The organism is Saccharothrix sp. NBAS 001, assembly GCF_056640475.1.
In genome coordinates this window covers 7,896,305-7,912,242 of record NZ_CM153251.1, presented here as the reverse complement: position 1 = coordinate 7,912,242, position 15,938 = coordinate 7,896,305, and the positions used below count along the sequence as shown (strand labels likewise).

The 15,938-nt window shown below is 69.9% G+C and carries 18 protein-coding genes; 5 read left to right on the top strand and 13 right to left on the bottom strand.

The window, feature by feature from the left end:
- The first annotated feature begins 155 nt into the window (after positions 1–155).
- Both AC0HI0_RS34735 and AC0HI0_RS34730 read left to right on the top strand, forming a co-directional pair.
- The gene (locus tag AC0HI0_RS34735) at positions 156–1,028 is read left to right on the top strand and encodes a ParA family protein (protein ID WP_480927709.1); all 873 of its coding nucleotides are present in this window, start codon (positions 156–158) and stop codon (positions 1,026–1,028) included.
- Positions 1,025–2,011, top strand: a complete 987-nt coding sequence (locus AC0HI0_RS34730; protein ID WP_480927708.1) for a ParB/RepB/Spo0J family partition protein — start codon at positions 1,025–1,027, stop codon at positions 2,009–2,011. The genes AC0HI0_RS34735 and AC0HI0_RS34730 overlap by 4 nt, the downstream gene beginning before the upstream one ends.
- A gap of 83 nt (positions 2,012–2,094) precedes the next feature.
- On the opposite strand, the gene AC0HI0_RS34725 is transcribed toward AC0HI0_RS34730, so the two are convergent.
- Together AC0HI0_RS34725 and AC0HI0_RS34720 are read right to left on the bottom strand one after the other, a co-directional pair.
- Entirely contained in the window at positions 2,095–3,039 is a 945-nt protein-coding gene (locus AC0HI0_RS34725; RefSeq protein ID WP_480927707.1) for a D-alanine--D-alanine ligase family protein, read from the bottom strand.
- 39 nt (positions 3,040–3,078) lie between these two features.
- Entirely contained in the window at positions 3,079–4,395 is a 1,317-nt protein-coding gene (locus tag AC0HI0_RS34720; RefSeq protein ID WP_480927706.1) for an aminotransferase-like domain-containing protein, read from the bottom strand.
- Positions 4,396–4,541: 146 nt separating this feature from the next.
- On the opposite strand from AC0HI0_RS34720, the gene AC0HI0_RS34715 reads away from it, so the two are divergent.
- From AC0HI0_RS34715 to AC0HI0_RS34705, 3 genes are all read left to right on the top strand, one after another.
- Positions 4,542–5,180, top strand: a complete 639-nt coding sequence (locus tag AC0HI0_RS34715) for a GNAT family N-acetyltransferase (protein ID WP_480927705.1) — start codon at positions 4,542–4,544, stop codon at positions 5,178–5,180.
- A gap of 186 nt (positions 5,181–5,366) precedes the next feature.
- Positions 5,367–5,876, top strand: coding sequence for an SRPBCC domain-containing protein (locus tag AC0HI0_RS34710; protein WP_480934453.1), 510 nt, complete (start codon positions 5,367–5,369; stop codon positions 5,874–5,876).
- A gap of 41 nt (positions 5,877–5,917) precedes the next feature.
- Complete coding sequence (locus AC0HI0_RS34705) at positions 5,918–6,913, top strand: YdcF family protein (protein ID WP_480927704.1); 996 nt, start codon at positions 5,918–5,920, stop codon at positions 6,911–6,913.
- Here the strand turns inward: AC0HI0_RS34705 and AC0HI0_RS34700 are convergent.
- The 11 genes from AC0HI0_RS34700 to AC0HI0_RS34650 all read right to left on the bottom strand — a co-directional run bounded on the left by AC0HI0_RS34700 (position 6,889) and on the right by AC0HI0_RS34650 (position 15,929).
- The gene (locus AC0HI0_RS34700) at positions 6,889–7,530 is read right to left on the bottom strand and encodes an RloB family protein (protein WP_480927703.1); all 642 of its coding nucleotides are present in this window, start codon (positions 7,528–7,530) and stop codon (positions 6,889–6,891) included. The two genes, AC0HI0_RS34705 and AC0HI0_RS34700, sit on opposite strands and share 25 nt — an antisense overlap.
- Entirely contained in the window at positions 7,527–8,783 is a 1,257-nt protein-coding gene (locus AC0HI0_RS34695; protein ID WP_480927702.1) for an AAA family ATPase, read from the bottom strand. Before AC0HI0_RS34695 ends, AC0HI0_RS34700 begins: the two co-directional genes overlap by 4 nt.
- Positions 8,784–8,874: 91 nt before the next feature.
- A complete protein-coding gene (locus tag AC0HI0_RS34690; protein ID WP_480927701.1) occupies positions 8,875–9,054 on the bottom strand; it encodes a DUF397 domain-containing protein in 180 nt (59 codons plus the stop codon).
- The gene (locus AC0HI0_RS34685) at positions 9,029–9,919 is read right to left on the bottom strand and encodes a helix-turn-helix domain-containing protein (RefSeq protein WP_480927700.1); all 891 of its coding nucleotides are present in this window, start codon (positions 9,917–9,919) and stop codon (positions 9,029–9,031) included. The genes AC0HI0_RS34690 and AC0HI0_RS34685 overlap by 26 nt, the downstream gene beginning before the upstream one ends.
- Before the next feature lie 75 nt (positions 9,920–9,994).
- The gene (locus AC0HI0_RS34680; protein ID WP_480927699.1) at positions 9,995–11,137 is read right to left on the bottom strand and encodes an N-acetylmuramoyl-L-alanine amidase; all 1,143 of its coding nucleotides are present in this window, start codon (positions 11,135–11,137) and stop codon (positions 9,995–9,997) included.
- A gap of 170 nt (positions 11,138–11,307) precedes the next feature.
- The gene (gene trxA / locus AC0HI0_RS34675; protein ID WP_480927698.1) at positions 11,308–11,637 is read right to left on the bottom strand and encodes a thioredoxin; all 330 of its coding nucleotides are present in this window, start codon (positions 11,635–11,637) and stop codon (positions 11,308–11,310) included.
- Positions 11,638–11,664: 27 nt separating this feature from the next.
- Positions 11,665–12,657: a thioredoxin-disulfide reductase gene (gene trxB / locus AC0HI0_RS34670; RefSeq protein WP_480927697.1), complete on the bottom strand. Its 993-nt coding sequence runs from the start codon at positions 12,655–12,657 to the stop codon at positions 11,665–11,667.
- Between the two features lie 95 nt (positions 12,658–12,752).
- Positions 12,753–13,496 carry a hypothetical protein gene (locus tag AC0HI0_RS34665; RefSeq protein ID WP_480927696.1) on the bottom strand — a complete coding sequence of 248 codons (744 nt, stop codon included), beginning with the start codon at positions 13,494–13,496 and terminating at the stop codon, positions 12,753–12,755.
- Entirely contained in the window at positions 13,493–14,110 is a 618-nt protein-coding gene (gene sigM, locus AC0HI0_RS34660; RefSeq protein WP_480927695.1) for an RNA polymerase sigma factor SigM, read from the bottom strand. Before sigM ends, AC0HI0_RS34665 begins: the two co-directional genes overlap by 4 nt.
- A 38-nt stretch (positions 14,111–14,148) precedes the next feature.
- A complete protein-coding gene (locus tag AC0HI0_RS34655) occupies positions 14,149–14,382 on the bottom strand; it encodes a hypothetical protein (protein ID WP_480927694.1) in 234 nt (77 codons plus the stop codon).
- Between the two features lie 23 nt (positions 14,383–14,405).
- Positions 14,406–15,929, bottom strand: a complete 1,524-nt coding sequence (locus AC0HI0_RS34650) for a protein kinase family protein (protein WP_480927693.1) — start codon at positions 15,927–15,929, stop codon at positions 14,406–14,408.
- Between the last annotated feature and the right edge of the window lie 9 nt (positions 15,930–15,938).

The following is a 15,938-nucleotide window of genomic DNA, read 5'->3' as shown; positions in this document are numbered from 1 at the left end:
ACCCCCTGCAACCGGTGTTCCAAGCGGCCGGTGTTTCACGTGAAACCGACCCCGCGGGCGCGGTAGGTGCGGGTGAAGTACTCCGCCCCGACACCGCACCGAGTGTCAGCGGACCGACTGCCAACGGCTCGGACGACAACGCAGGAGACAGCACCGTGTGGACCCCCATCGCGGAGGAAGCAGCGCGCGCTACCCGTGTTCTGCACCCCGACTCCCTCCAACTCCCCCGCCCCGCCCGCCGTCGCGTCCTCACCGTCGCGAACCAGAAAGGCGGCGTGGGCAAGACGACCAGCACGGTGAACGTGGCCGCGGCGCTCGCGATCCACGGCCTCAAGGTCTTGGTGATCGACCTCGACCCGCAGGGCAACGCGAGCACCGCGTTGGCCGTCGAGCACCGGTCCGGCACCCCCTCCGTGTACGAGGTGCTGATCGGTGAGATGTCCGTCGCCGAGGCCGCTCAGGTCAGCCCGACGTCGCCCAACCTCTACTGCGTGCCGGCCACGATCGACCTGGCGGGCGCCGAGATCGAACTCGTCTCGATGGTCGCTCGCGAGTCGCGGCTCAAGGAGGCGCTGAGCCCCGAGGCGCTGGACCCGATCCGCCCGGACTACGTGTTCATCGACTGCCCGCCGTCGCTGGGCCTGCTCACCGTCAACGCGATGGTGGCGGCCCAGGAGGTCCTGATCCCGATCCAGTGCGAGTACTACGCGCTGGAGGGATTGGGGCAGCTCCTGCGCAACATCGAGCTGGTCCAGGCACACCTCAACCCGACGCTGCTCGTCAGCACCATCCTGCTGACGATGTACGACGGGCGGACGAAACTCGCCGACCAGGTCACCAGCGAGGTGCGCGGGCACTTCGGCGATACGGTCCTCAAGACGGTGATTCCGCGCAGCGTGAAGGTGTCGGAAGCACCAGGATTCGGTCAGACGGTGCTCACCTACGACCCCGGTTCCCGGGGTGCGATGAGCTACCTGGACGCGGCACGGGAGATCGCCGAATACGGCGCGGAGATGGGGTCGGCATGACGGAGCAGCGCAAGGGTGGGTTGGGTCGCGGGCTCGCGGCCCTGATCCCGAGCGGTCCACCGGTTGGTGCGCCGACACCGGCCAGGGCGGGTTCGAACGGGAACGGCACCACCCCTGCGCCCTCCCCCGTCGACGCCTCGCCCTCGGGCCAGGTCGCCGGCGCGGTGTACCAGGAGCTGTCGGTCACCTCGATCCGCACGAACCCGAAGCAGCCGCGGCTGGTGTTCGACGAGGACGCGCTGCGCGAGCTGGAGCACTCCATCCGCGAGTTCGGCCTGATGCAGCCGATCGTGGTGCGGGCGACCGGGCCGGACACCTACGAGCTGGTGATGGGTGAGCGCCGGTGGCGTGCCACCCAGCTCGCCGGCCTGAAGACGATCCCGGCCATCGTCCGGCACACCGCCGACGACGTGATGCTGCGGGACGCGCTGCTGGAGAACATCCACCGGGTCCAGCTCAACCCGTTGGAAGAGGCGGCGGCGTACCAGCAGCTGTTGGAGGAGTTCGGCGTCACGCACGAGGAGCTGGCCGACCGGATCGGCCGCAGCCGGCCGGTCGTGACCAACACGATCCGACTGCTGAAGCTGCCCCTCCCCGTGCAGCGGCGGGTGGCGGCGGGCGTGCTGTCGGCCGGTCACGCGCGGGCGCTGCTCGGCCTGGAGGACCCGGGGGTCCAGGAGGAGCTGGCGACCCGGATCGTGGCCGAGGGCATGTCGGTGCGGGCGACCGAGGAAGCGGTGACGCTGGCGAAATCGGCCGAGCCGTCGAAGGCGAAGCAGGTGCGCCGCAAGCCGATCCAGGCACCGGGGTTGCAGGAGCTGGCGGAGCGGCTGTCCGACAACTTCGACACCCGGGTGAAGGTCGAACTGGGTCAGCGAAAGGGCCGGATCGTGGTCGAATTCGGGTCCGTTGACGATCTTGAACGGATCATCCAGCTCATGTCGCCAGAAGCGACAAATCGGACTCGTTCATCCGACGTGTGATCACCCACGGGACTTATGTCACGGTGACGATGACGGCCCGTATCCAATCGGATACGGGCCGTTTCCTTACTACTGAGCAATGTTCAACGTGAAACAGCGCGCTCGATGAGCCCCGCGTAGATCTCCCCCAGCGACGCGCCGGCCGCCTCGACCGCCATCGGCAGCAGCGACGTCTCGGTCAAGCCGGGCGAGACGTTCACTTCGAGGAAGTGCACCGTGCCGTCCGCCGCGACGACCGCGTCCGTCCGCGACACGTCCCGCAGACCGAGCAGCCGGTGCGCGGCCACGGCGAGTTCGCCGACCGCCTGACTCGTCTTGTCGTCCAACCGCGCGGGCGCGTGGAAATCGGTGAGGCCGGCGGTGTAGCGCGCGGTGTAGTCGTAGATGCCGCTCTCCGGCACGATCTCGACGGCCGGCAGGGCGTACGGCCCGTCGGGCCCGTCGACGACCGCCACCGCCACCTCGACGCCCGCCACGTACCGCTCGGCCATCACCGTGTCGCCGTACGCCAGGCACCCGACCATCGCGGCGGGCAGGTCCGCCGCCTCGCGCACCACCTGGGCGCCGAGCGCCGACCCGCCCTGGTCGGGCTTGAGCATCAGCGGCAGGCCGAACCGCTCGACCAGCGCGTCGAGCACCGGCTTCGCGCCGAGTTCCCGGAACGTCGCGTGCGGCAGCACCGCCCACTCCGGCGTGGCCAACCCGGCGCGCGCGATCTCGCCCTTGGCGGTCGGCTTGTCCCACACCCGTCGGCACGCCCGCGAGTCCGTGCCGACGAACGGCACGCCGACCAGTTCCAGGATCGTCTGCACCGAGCCGTTCTCGCCCTCGCCGCCGTGCAGCGCGACGACGACGGCGTCGGGCCGGTGGCCGCGCAACCGGGTCAGGAGCTGGGCGTCGGCGTCCCACTCCTCCACGACCAGGCCCGCCGAACGCAACGCGGCGGAGAGCCTGCGACCGGATCGCAGGCTCACCTCGCGCTCGTGCGACAGACCACCGGACAGCACGGCGACCCAGTGGTCAGACAACGTTCTTCTCCTGCGGTGTGGAGCCCGTGCCCGAGGGGCTCAGGCGGTGTCGGGCGAGGGGTTCTGCGGCCCGGAGACGGCACGAGCGGCCGTGGGGCCGAACGTCTCGTGCAACTCCATCTCGTCCTTGATCACGTTCGCCAGCCGGCGCACGCCCTCGCGGATCCGCTCCGGCGTCGGGTAGCAGTACGAGATGCGCAGCTGACGGCTGCCCAGCCCGTCCGCGTAGAAACCGGTGCCGGACGCGTACGCCACGCGCTGGGTGATCGCGCGCGGGAGCATCGCCTTGGTGTCGACGCCCTCGGGCACGGTCAGCCACACGTAGAACCCGCCGTTCGGCTTGTTCCACGTGGAACCGACCGGCATGTGCTGTTCGAGCGCCGAGATGGCCGCGTCCCGGCGCTCCCGGTACGCCTCGCGGTAGGTCTTGATCTGACCCTTCCAGTCGTGCGTCGACAGGTAGCGCGACACGATCAGCTGGTTGAGGGTCGGCGGGCACAGCGTGGCCGACTCGGCGGCCAGGACGAGCTTCTCGCGCACGGCGTGCGGCGCGAGCACCCAGCCCACCCGCAGCCCCGCCGCGAACGTCTTGGAGAACGACCCGAGGTAGACCACGTTGTCCGGGTCGGTGGACCGCAGTGCGGGGTACGTGGTGCCGTCGAAGCCGAGCAGCCCGTACGGGTTGTCCTCGACCACGAGGATCCCGTGCCGCCGGCAGATCTCCAGCACCTCGGCCCGCCGCTGCACGGCCAGCGTCACGCCGGCCGGGTTGTGGAAGTTCGGGATCGTGTAGAGGAACTTGACCCGCCGGCCGGCCTTCTCGACCGCCAGGATCGCCTCCTGCAGCGCGGCGGGCACCAGGCCGTCCGCGTCCATCGCCACGTGCACTACCTGCGCCTGGTAGGCCGAGAACGAGCCGAGCGCGCCCACGTAGGACGGCCCCTCGGCCAGCACGACGTCACCGGGGTCGCAGAAGATCCGGGTGACCATGTCGAGTCCCATCTGGGAGCCGACGGTCACCACGACGTCGTCCGGGTGGCCGGCGATGCCCTCCAGCGCCATCACGTCGCAGATCTGCTCCCGCAGCTCGGGCACGCCGTGCGCGGAGCCGTACTGGAGCGCGACCAGGCCGTCCTGGGCGATCAGGTCGCCGATCTCGACCGAGAGGGAGTCGAGCGGAAGTGCCGCCAGGTGGGGCATCCCCCCCGCCAGGGACACCACCTCGGGCCGGCTCGCCACCGCGAACAGCGCCCGGATCTCCGATGCCGTCATCCCCGCCGTGCGCGCCGCGTACCGGCGCAGGTGGGGATCGAGGCTTCTGGCGCCCTGCTTGGCGGGCTGTCCGGGTAGGTTCACGGGGAACTCCGACGTAGTAGTGGTTACCGGCGGGTTTGTTCCCGGCTGAGTGTAACCGCCGTCCCGTTCGGGGCATCTGTCTTCCAGACGGGGGTCACATCCGCCTATCCTCGTAGGGGTTGCATTCGGGGGCTTGGGAGGTCGGAGTGTCGCGACGCGTTGTGGGCGTCACTCTGGACAACCTGGAGCACCTCTCCAAGCACAGTCGGACGTGCGTGTTCTGGGAACTGGCGCCACACCTCAAGGAGCAGGCCGAGGAGTACGGCGACACGGAGTTCGAGAAGGAAGCCTGGGTTTCCAGCGTCCTGCTCGAATGGGGTTCGTGCGGCCGGATCATCCACCTCGACGGCATCCCGGCCGGTTCGGTGTTCTACGCGCCGCCGGCGGCCGTGCCCCGGTCCCTGGCCTTCCCCACCTCCCCCGCCAGCCCCGACGCGGTGCTGATGACCGGGCTTGAGGTGCTGCCGGAGTTCCGCGGCGGCGGGCTCGGGCGGGTGCTGGTGCAGACCGTGGCGAAAGACCTGACCCGGCGCGGCGTGAAGGCCATCGAGGCGTTCGGGGACAACCAGCCCTCCGACGACGAGCGGTCGTGCGTGACGCCCGCCGACTTCCTGCTCCAGGTGGGCTTCAAGACCGTCCGCCCGCACCCCAAGTGGCCTCGGCTGCGGTTGGAGCTGCGCAGCGCGTCGTCGTGGAAGGAAGACGTCGAGGCGGCGCTGGAGCGCCTGCTGAGCACGGTCTCCGTGTCCACGGCCACCGCGGAACCCAGCTTCCGCCCGGTCTGAGCCGACCGGGCCCCCGCCGACGCGGTCGAAGCCGGTGGCCGTAGCCGCCGGCGGCGCTGTGCTGCGGTGGTGCCAATCGCCCTGGTGGTCGCCAAGGACCCCGGCGGTCCTGGAAGCCGGATCCGGCCGCTCGGCACGGCGGCGCTTGCATGTGCTCTGACCTGCTTTTATGCCACGTCGATTGACATGCAGGTATTTACCTGCCGTCACGCAGCACCTGGGGGTGCTGGAGGCCGCGAACCTGATCACCACCGTCCACCGGGGGCGGGAGAAGTTGCACTACCTCAACCCGGTGCCGCTGCACGAGATCCAGCAGCGGTGGATCGAACGTTTCGAGCAACCGCGACTGCGGGTGCTCAGTGCGATCAAACGACAGGCTCGACCCGGGAACACCGCCGCTCCGACGGCTCCGGGATCGTCGACGTGGTCGGCGAGATCGTCGTCAGCGAGCCGCCGCACCGCCTGGTGACCACGTGGCGGTCCCCGGACGGCGCAGGCGCGGTCTCCACCGTCACCTACGCCGTCCAGTCGCACGAGGGCGTCGTGCGGCTCACCGTGACCCACGTCGGACTGTCCGACGAGACCGCGTTCTCCGAGATCTCCGACGGCTGGCCGGCCGTGCTGTCCAACCTCAAGTCGTTGCTGGAGAACGGGCAGGCGCTGTCCACCGCGCCGTGGGAGGTGCCGGTCGGATAACGCGGGGGGCACGCGCCCGGTGATCGGATTAGTTTGACCGCGTGCTGTACGCGATCCTCGCCGTGATGACGGCCGTGTTCTTCGTCCTCGGTGTGCGTCGCGACCGCAGGCGGGTGGCCAACGCCGTCTGGCTCGGCTTGACCCTGGTGTTCGGGTTCCTGTGGCTGGTGTCGCGGGACGACCTGCCGCAATGGCTCAACGACGCCATCGGGTACGCGGTCGCGATCACCCTGCTCGGCTCGGTGCTGGTGCTGCCGGTGGCGCTGATCGTCAACGGGCTGATGATGGTGCGGCGCGAAGGCCGGTCGCTGGGCAACCTGCTGTCGCTGCTCACCGGCCTCGCGATCATCGCGTTGGTGGTGGTCTTCGTGTTCGCCCTGGCCTCCGGCCGGACGTGGGTGCACGCGGTCGTCGGGTCACTGGTGATCGTCGCGGTGTACGTCGCCTTCCTGTTCGTCAGCCTGCTGATGTACTCGATCATCTACGGCAAGACCGGCCGCCGCACCGGGTTCGACGCGGTGATCGTGCTCGGCGCGGGCCTGATCGGCGACCGCGTGCCCCCGCTGCTCGCGGGCCGGCTGGACCGGGCGCACAAGGTCTACCGCCGCGAGGTGGCCGCCGGACACGCGCCGGTGATCGTCGTTTCCGGTGGTCAGGGGGCGGACGAGGACACGTCCGAGGCGGCGGCGATGCGCGGGTACCTGCTGGAGCGCGGGGTGCCCGACGCGGTGATCGTGCTGGAGGACCGGGCGACCACGACCGAGGAGAACCTGAAGTACAGCAGGGCTTTGCTGGACGAGCGCGGGCACACCGGCCGGACCGTGGCGGTCACCAACAACTACCACGTGTTCCGGACGGCCGTGCTCGCGCGCCGGTTGCGGATGAAGACCGAGGTCATCGGGTCGCGCACGGCGTGGTACTTCTGGCCCAGCGCGTTCCTGCGCGAGTTCGTGGCCATCCTGGCGAGGCGGCCGGTCCCGCACGTGCTGGTGTGCGGCGTCCTGGTCGGCCTCTACCTGCTGCTGGTGCTGCTCTGAGACGACGGCTCGATCGCCGCGAGCAGTTCGAACATGCCGGAGGACGGGTTGTCGTGCGGGCACTCGGTCTGGTCACGCGCGTGGCGGCGGGCGAGGGCCGCAGCGCGTTCGGCGGCCGTTTTGCGCAGCGGCATGTACTTGTCGGCGTCGATCCGCTTGCCGCTGCGGCCTTCGAGCTTGCGGCTGTGCCGTTCGGCGGCGTCGGTGTTCTGGTGCGAGGTGCACTCGGTGAAGTGCAACGCGAGCCACAACTCGAAGCAGGGATTGGAGATCGCCAGTCGGATGCCGTGCTCCTGCGCGAGGCTGACGGCCTGCCGGAGATTGGGGTGGTGCTGGGGCCACTCGACGTCGAAGACGCACCAGCACTCGTCGACTTCCTTGTCGGCAGAGCGCGCGATGGCGAGTTTCACCAGGGTGAGCGGCACGCCGGAATCGGGGTCGATCTCGACGTTGATCGCGGTGTTGCCCTTGACCTCGGGTAAGCGCTTGAGACCGTTGATGTAGTCGGGTTCGGAAGCGATGCCCTCGCAGAAGACGACGATGGTCTTGCGCTCCGGCCTGGTCGCTGTCTTGCGGCGCAGGTCTTTGCCGCCAGTCCTCCGGCTGCGCGTGGTCAACCGATCAATCCCAGCGCGCGGAGGACTTCGGTGCGGTCCACGTCCGGCAGAGCCCCGAACCTGCCGTGCAGGTAGGCGTTTTCGAGGTTCTGGGACTTGCGGACGCGTTCCCCGGCGAATTCGGCCAACGCGCCGAGCCTGGTGGTGCCGGTGGTGGACTTCTCGGTCAGCCAGACCTCGTCGCGGTTGAGGTGGTTGAGCAGGCTGGTGTCGTGCGAGGTGAAGACCAACTGGGCACCTTTGGGGTTGGTCGTCGGGTCGTGGAAGAGCCGGATCAGTTCGGCGGACAGGGTGGGGTGCAGGCTCGCGTCCAGTTCATCGAACAACAGCAGCGAGCCGTGGCGGAGCGCGGTCAACACCGGGCCGATGAGGCTGTACCAGGTCCGGGTGCCTTCGGACTCGTTGCTCAGGTCGAACGGCACGCGCTGGTCGTCGGTGCGGTGCACCAAGCGCACCCTTTGCCGAGGTGGCGCAGTTCTGTAGGTTCGACGCTCTCCCGCCGCGGTCGACCCATCCTTTTCGATCACCACGTCATCGATGCCGAGATCGGCCAGGCGGAGCATCGCCAGGGCCTGGGCGTGCTCTTCTTGAGCAGATCGGAATAGATCGTTCTGCCCGTCGAACCACCGAGCGGTTGATCGGGTGTCGAAGGAAGAAGATGGTCCGGTGCTCTGTGGTAGGCCAAGAGCTTGAAGTTCGAGCAGTTGATCGCCAAAGCTGTTGATGAGGGGCTCTCTGAACCTCCGGGCAACTGAAAGCGCCAATGAGCAGGGGGCGAGGAGTTCACGGGTGCCGGACAAGCCGCCGAGGCCGCGCTGAAGTTTGAGGTCGTCCCCCTCACGCTCGAAGATCCGCCGCCGCTTCTTTTCCGGGTAGTGGAACAGGCCCTCATAGTGGACCCGGTGCTGATCGAGTTCGAGCACGTACTCGAATCGGACACCGTCGATGACCAACTCCACGGTGAACTCCGACGGCCGTTCCGGGCCATCGGCGAAGGCGAAGGGCTCGGTGGGGATCCGGTCGTCCCAGAAGCGCAGCGAGTCGGCTACCGCCACCGTGAGCCAGTGCAGCGCGATGACCACGTTGGACTTGCCGGAAGCATTGGGGCCGAAGATCGCGGCCACCGGGAGCAGGCTCTCGCCGAGGTTGGGCACCGGGCGTGCTTCTGGGCGGTCGAGGTCGACGGCGACCATCGAGAGTTCGACCGGGTCCAGGATCGAGCGGAAGTTCGCCACCTCGAACCTGATCAACACGGTGGTCCCTCTCGGTCTCTCTGTCGCAGTTACAGGCCAATTTTCGTCAAGTATGGACGAAAACGGCCAGTTGTCGACCTGTCGGGCGCGCTCAGCCGCGCCGCGCGGTGACGAACGACTGCCACCTGACCACGGGGAAAGCGATCACCGGACCGGTGGGGTTCTTGGAGTCCCGGACGGCCATGCGGGAGCCCGTGGAGGCGATCTCCACGCAGTCGCTGTTGCCGCCGCCGCTGTGGCTGCTCTTACGCCACGCCAGCCCCTTGGTCATCGCGGTCCTCTCGACGGTCGTAGTGGTCCGCCCAACGGGCCAGGACCGACCGGGATTGTTCCGCATCGAGCGCCATGCCTGCGAGTACCTCTCGTTTGCGCTGGTACGCCCTGATCGCCTCGGGTTCTTCGACGAACACCGTGGCCACGTCGGTTTCGCTGTAGGCGACCGGGCCGACCGGCGGCTTGAAGGTCATCAGGTTGAACGGGTGGGACAGCGCCGGGTGGCCGCCGGTCGACACCGGGATCACGCGCAGCCGGATGCGCGCCCAGTCGCACATGAAGTGCAGCCGCATGACCTGGTCGTGCATGATCCGGTTGGTGCCGATCCGGGCCGCCAGGCTCGACTCGTGGACGAAGAACTCGACCGCCGGCGAGTCCGGGCCGGTCAGGACGGACTGGCGGTTCATCCGGCCCGCGAGCATGAACGACAACTCCTCCGCCGCGTCGGCTCCGTTCTGCGCGATCACGGTGCGGGCGTAGTCCTCGGTCTGGAGCAGGCCCGGCACCAGCATCGGTTCGTACTTGCACATGGTGAGCGCCGTGCGCTCGTGGAGGGTGAGGCACGTCAGGTTGTCGGCGAGCCTGCCGTCGTGCGTCCTGAGGAAGTGGCCCAGGTCCCGTTCCTGGATCAGCCGGCGGATGCGGGTGCGGCTGGCGGCGTCTATCTCCAGGCGGCCCAGCAGCGCGCCCAGGTCGAAGTCGCTGGCTCCTCGTTGGCCGTGCTCCAACCGGCTGACCTTGCTCGCCGACCAGCCCAGCGCCTTGGACAGCTTGTCCGCCCGCAAATTGATCCGGGTGCGGGCGTCGCGGAGTTCCGCACCCAGCTCACGGCTGCGGACGGTGGTGGCGCGTTCCGTTCTCATGGCGTCCGACGCTAGTGGGTCCGCCTGCACGTCATGCCTGATCAGGGGCGGAATCCACCCCGTCGCATCAGCTCCCTACCGGGCTTGCCCGGTGGTCAACTCGTGGCGCATCAGGTCGTCCAGGGTGAACGTGCCGGTGGGCTGGTCGTCCTTGCCCAGCAGGTAGAGGCGCTTGACCGCGACCAGGATGCCCTCGGCCACGACGTCCCGGAACGACGGGTTCGCGAGCCTCGCCCGGTCGCCCGGGTTGGTCAGGTAGCCGACCTCCACGCGCACCGCGGTGCACCTGGTCATCCGGAGCATGTCCCACGTCTTCGGGTGGGTGCCGCAGTCGAGCATCCCGGTGCGGGCGATCAGCTCGCGCTGGATGAAGCCCGCCAGCGCCTCGCCGACCGTGGACGACGTGCCGTTGCCCGTCCCGAAGTGGAAGCTCGCCACGCCCGCCGCCAGCGCGGACGGGTTCGCGTCGCTGTGCAGCGACAGGATCAGGTCGGCGCCCGCCTCGTTGGCGAACTTGGCCCGCTGCCCCTCGTCCGGGCAGTGGTTGGGCCCCCGGGTGAGCAGGGCCTCCATGCCGGTCGCGGCCATCTTGCCTTCGAGCAGCCTGGCCAGGTCGAGCATCACGTCCGCCTCGGACACGCCGTCGACCACGACGCCCCGGTCCGGCCCGCCGTGACCCGGGTCGATGATGATCCGCTTGCCGGACAGCCTGGGGCCGGCCTTGCGCACCCGCTCCTGCTCGCGCAGGAACACCGGTCTGCCGCCGCGCACCTTGGGCTGCAACTGGCGCAGCGCCCGCACGGTGTCCGGGCCGCACATCCCGTCGCTGATGAGCCCGTAGTCGCGCTGGAAGCTCCTCAGCGCCTGCTCGGTCTGCTGGCCGAACTCGCCGTTCGCGCGCCCGGCGTCGTAGCCCAGTTCCAGCAGGCGCTCCTGGAGGGCGAACACGTCGTCGCCGGTCACCGGCTGGGACATCAGGAACGCCAGTGGGCGGTCGCCCAGGCGGAACGTGGCGTCGCGCAGCGCGCGGTACGTGGCCGGGCCGACGATGCCGTCGGTGATGAGACCCCGCTGCTGCTGGAACGCGCGCACGGCGTGCTCGACCGGGAGGTCGAACACCTGCGACGGCTGCGGATCGGACAGCAACCCGAGCCTGGTCAGCGTGGCCCTGACCTCGGCGACGTCCGGACCGAAATCCCCGCGGCGGAGTAGCGGCATGTACCCCTCGTTCACTATGGCGCCGACGTCCGTCGACGCGCTGGTTGACGCCTCATTGTGCCTTGCCTGAACGGATGACCCACGTTGGGCTACTGGGAGTGGTTACCCGCACGAAAAAGCGTGACCCGTCCGTCCTTCGTTGGACGGACGGGTCACGCTCCGGGTTGCACTCAGGCCAGGACTTCGGACAGGTCGTTGAGCAGCGCCGCCTTCGGCTTCGCGCCCACGATCTGCTTCACCGGCTTGCCGCCCTGGAACAGGATCATCGTCGGCACCGACATGATCTGGTAGTCCCGCGCGATCGACGGGTTGGCGTCGATGTCGAGCTTCGCGACGGTGATCTTCTCGGCGTGCTCGGCCGCGATCTCCTCCAGCACCGGGGCGACCATCTTGCACGGGCCGCACCAGGTCGCCCAGAAGTCGACCAGGACCGGCTTCTCGCTCTGGAGCACGTTCTCGAAGAACGTGTCCTTCGTCACCGGCACGGTGGCGCCTGCCATGTTGTTTCTCCTCTGTCCGGAAGGGTTCTAGCTGGTGGTAACGGGCTCGCTGTAGCCGCCGCCGACGTGCTCGGCGGCCAGCGCGGCCTCCGGGGTGCCGTGCTCGGCGAGCCAGCGCTCCGCGTCGATCGCGGCGGAGCAGCCCGACCCGGCGGCGGTGATCGCCTGCCGGTAGGTGTGGTCCACCAGGTCCCCGGCGGCGAAGACACCGGGGAGGTTCGTGTACGTGGTCTGGCCCTCGACCTTGACGTAGCCCGCGTCGTCCACGTCGATCTGGCCGCGCACCAGCTCGCTGCGCGGGTCGTGGCCGATGGCGACGAAGAAGCCGGTGAACGGGTGCTCGCCGACCTCACCCGTCCGGGTGTCCCTGACCTTGACGCCGGACACCGTGCCCTCGCCGAGCACCTCGGTGACCTCGGCGTTGAGCAGCCACTTGATCTTCTCGTTGCTCCGCGCCCGCTCCAGCATGATGCGGGACGACCGGAACTCCTCGCGGCGGTGGATGATCGTCACCGACCGGGCGAACCGGGTCAGGAACGTCGCCTCCTCCATCGCGGAGTCGCCACCGCCGACCACGGCGATGTCCTGGTCGCGGAAGAAGAAGCCGTCGCAGGTCGCGCACGCCGACACGCCGCGGCCGAGCAGTTCCTGCTCACCGGGGACGTGCAGGTAGCGCGCCGCCGCGCCCATGGCCAGCACCACGGTCTTGGCCGCGTAGCGGGTGCCGTTGGCGGTGACGTACTTGACGTCGCCGTCCAGTTCCACCGACTCCACGTCCTCGGCGCGCAGCTCCGCGCCGAACCGCTTGGCCTGCTCCCGCATCTGCTCCATGAGGTCGGGGCCCATGATGCCGTCGCGGAAGCCGGGGTAGTTCTCGACTTCGGTCGTGGTCATCAGCGCGCCGCCGTACTGCGAGCCCTCGAACACCAGCGGTTCGAGCTGCGCGCGCGCCGCGTAGACCGCGGCGGTGTACCCGGCGGGCCCCGATCCCACGACGATCAGGTTCCGAACGTCCGACACCCTCGACCTCCGTTAGTCGTGACAGGCGTTGCCTGCACTGCCTTCAACGGATCGTAGGGTGCCGTGATTCCTCCCCGGTCGGGTGAGGTGGGCTACTACGGGGTGATGTTGCTCTTGGCGAGCACGCCGTTCGGGTTGTCCGGACCACACGTTTCAGGGTCGAGCACCACGATCTGGAACGCTCCGGGCTTGCCACCGGGCAGGATCGCCATCACGGCGTCGCGGCCGTCGAGGGTGATGGGGCTGACGCCCAGCGGCCGGGAGCCGACGATGTCGCCGCCCTTGAGGCAGCCCGCCAGCTTGTCCTGGTTCTCCAGGGGGCCGTAGTTCTGGGCCTTGAGCACGTCGCCGAACACCGGGCCGAAGTCGTTGCCCTTGACCGCGAGCGGGGACGTGCCCGGCCCCGTCACCGGGGTGTTCGTCCTGGTCTCGGGCCGCGCCTGGACGTCGCCGGATGGCGGCGCGGCGCTGTTGCCCTGGGTCGAGACCACGACGACGCCCACCGCCACGGCGGCGGCGGCGAGCAGGCCCGCACCCCAGCCGAGCTGCTTCTTGCGGCGCTTGGCGGCCAGGTCGACCACCGGCGCGACGGGGCGCGCCTCCTCGGCCAGGGCCGCGTCGATCCGGTCGGCCACGTGCCTGGGCATCGGGATCGGCGGGAGGTCGCGCAGGTCGTCGAGCGTGGCGTCCAGGGCGGCCAGGACGGCCTGCGCCTCGGGGTCCTGCTCGACCGCCGACCGGAGTTCGGCTTCGCTACGGGGGTCCAGGACCCCGGCGTGCAGATCGGCCAGCAGGTCGACGGACCACGGCGGCCCGGAGCGCCGCACATTGCCGGTCATCGTTCCTCCAACTGACGTCCCTGTTGCACCTGCACATCGGTGACTGGGACGTTCGCATCTGCACTTTGGTTCCGGAGGTGCCCCAGAACTTTGGCCAGCTTCGCCCGGCCCCGGGCGCACCGCGACTTCACGGTGCCCTCCGCGATCCCCAGGAGCTGGGCCGTTTCGGCCACCGAGTAGCCCTCGACGTCGACCAGCACGATCGGCGCGCGTTGCTCCTCCGGGAGTTCCGCGAGCGCCTCCTGGACCACCAGCCGGGTCTCCCGCTCGGCCATCGCGTCGCGCGGGGCGACCGGCTCGCCGGGCCCGGCCTCGGGCAGCGGCACGGTCGGCCGGGTCTGCCGCCGGCGCATCCGGTCCAGGCAGGCGTTGACCACTATTCGGTGCAGCCAGGTGGTGACCTGCGACTCGGCGCGGAAGCTCGCGGCGGCCCGGAAGGCGGAGATGAACGCCTCCTGCAACGCGTCCGCGGCCTCCTCCGGGTCCCGCAGGGTGCGCAGCGCCACCGCCCACATCCGATCTCGGTGCCGTTTCACCAACTCCGAGAACGCGTGCGGGTCGCCCGCGGCGTGCGCCGCGATCAGGTCTGCGTCCGAGCTGGCTGCGGCGGTCACAGGTCAGAGGGTATCGGCCCTCGTGCGTGTTGCTCCGGTCACCCGTTCAGTGCAGCACCCGGGGTGTCGGACGCGGTGGGTTCCGGTTCGGCCGCTTTCCGGCGCAGCCGCTCCCGGCCGAACGCGACCGCCCACACCACCAGCGCCGAGCCGGCCAGGGCCAGCAGGACCACCTCGACCCACGCCGGCGCCTCACCGTCGACCGTGAGCACCGACCCGGCCAGCAGGAACGCCGCCAGCGGCAGGTACAGGCTGGTGCGCTTCGGGGGCATGCGGGGGTCCTCTCGCGGCCGGGCTACTGGGCCCGGGTGTAGACCAGTTCGGCGATCTCGGACTTGTTGTTGCGCCCGCTGCCACCGAGCTTGGTGATCCACACCAGCACGTGCTGGGTCGCGTCGTGGTCGTTGAGCTGGATCTGGGTCTGCCCGGCGGACAGCGTCGCGGTCGCGATGACCTTGGTCTCCTCCAGCGGCGCGCCCTCCGACGCGGCCACCCGGATCTCCACCACGGTGCCCTCGCTGGGCGAGGTCACGGTCACCGACGCGAGCTTGACCTGCTCGGCGAAGCTCGCCATCAGCCCGATCCCGGGCTTGAGCGACGGGAACGGCTGGAAGTAGTTCTCGGTCTGCCAGACCGTGGTCGGGTTGTTGTCCACCGCCCGGTTCGCGCGGTTCGCGTTGTCCGGCTGGTTGGTCACGTCGTAGACGCCCACGGCCGCCGGCTGCACGGGCCCGGCCGGGGTCGGCGCGGGCGGTGCCGGCTGGCCCGAGCCCGCGGGCGTCGACTGGCCGATCACCACCGTCGGCCCGCCGCCCTTGGACGGCGAGTCGCTGAAGAAGCCGACGATCTGGAAGCCCAGCCACACCACGACCGCCAGCGTGGCGATCGCCAGCACCGCCACGCTGATCATCAGCTTGCGCTTGTGGTCCTTGCCCCGGGCCGGGCGCTGGGTGGTCCACACCGCGCCGTCGTCACCCGGTTCGGGCACCGGTGCGATCAGCGCGGTCTGCGCCTCGGACTCGGCGATCTGGTCGAGCACCTGGAGGATCGCCGCCGACGTGCGGATGCCGCCCACGCTGGTGTCCTCCAGCGAGCGCACCGCCACCGACGACAGCTCGTGCGGCACGTACGGGTGCAGCGCGCTCGGCGCGACCACCGCCCCGTCCGGCCCGGTCGGGGCCACCGGCACGCCCTCCGGGCCGCCGGGCAGCGCCCACCGGCCGGTGAGCAGCAGGTAGAGGATCGCGCCCAGGCCCTTCACGTCGTCCCGGGCGATCGCGTCCGGCCGGGGGCCGGGGAACGCCAGCCGCAGCCGGCCGTCCGAGGTCACCCGGATCCGCTGCGGGTGGTCCGCGCCGAGCACCAGGCCCGCGTGGTGCGCGCCCTCGATGGCCGCGCCCAGCGGTTCCAGCAGCCGGGTCGCGGCGCCCGCGGGCAGCGGGCCCTCGGCGATCAGGTCCATCAGGTCCGTGCCCTGGGTCCACTCGGCCACGACCATGCCGAGGATGCCCTCGTCGAACCGGATCCCGGTGCCGGGGGTGAGCACGTCGATCACCCGCGAGACGCCGGGGTGGGTGAAGCTCGCCGCGTGCATCGCGCGCTCGACGGTCCGCTTGGCGCGGGCCAGCGCGGCGTGGTCGGCCGGGTTGCCGACCAGGATGGTCAGCGCCACGTCCCGGTTGAGCTGGCCGTCGCGGGCGCGCCACAGGTGTGCGTCACACCGCCGGTCGATCCCCGACTGGGCGAGCAACCGGTAGCGACCGTCGCCGATGACCCCGCCGGGTACCAGCGAGGTGTTCTGGATCGGGCCGCTGCTCACGCGCCCGAG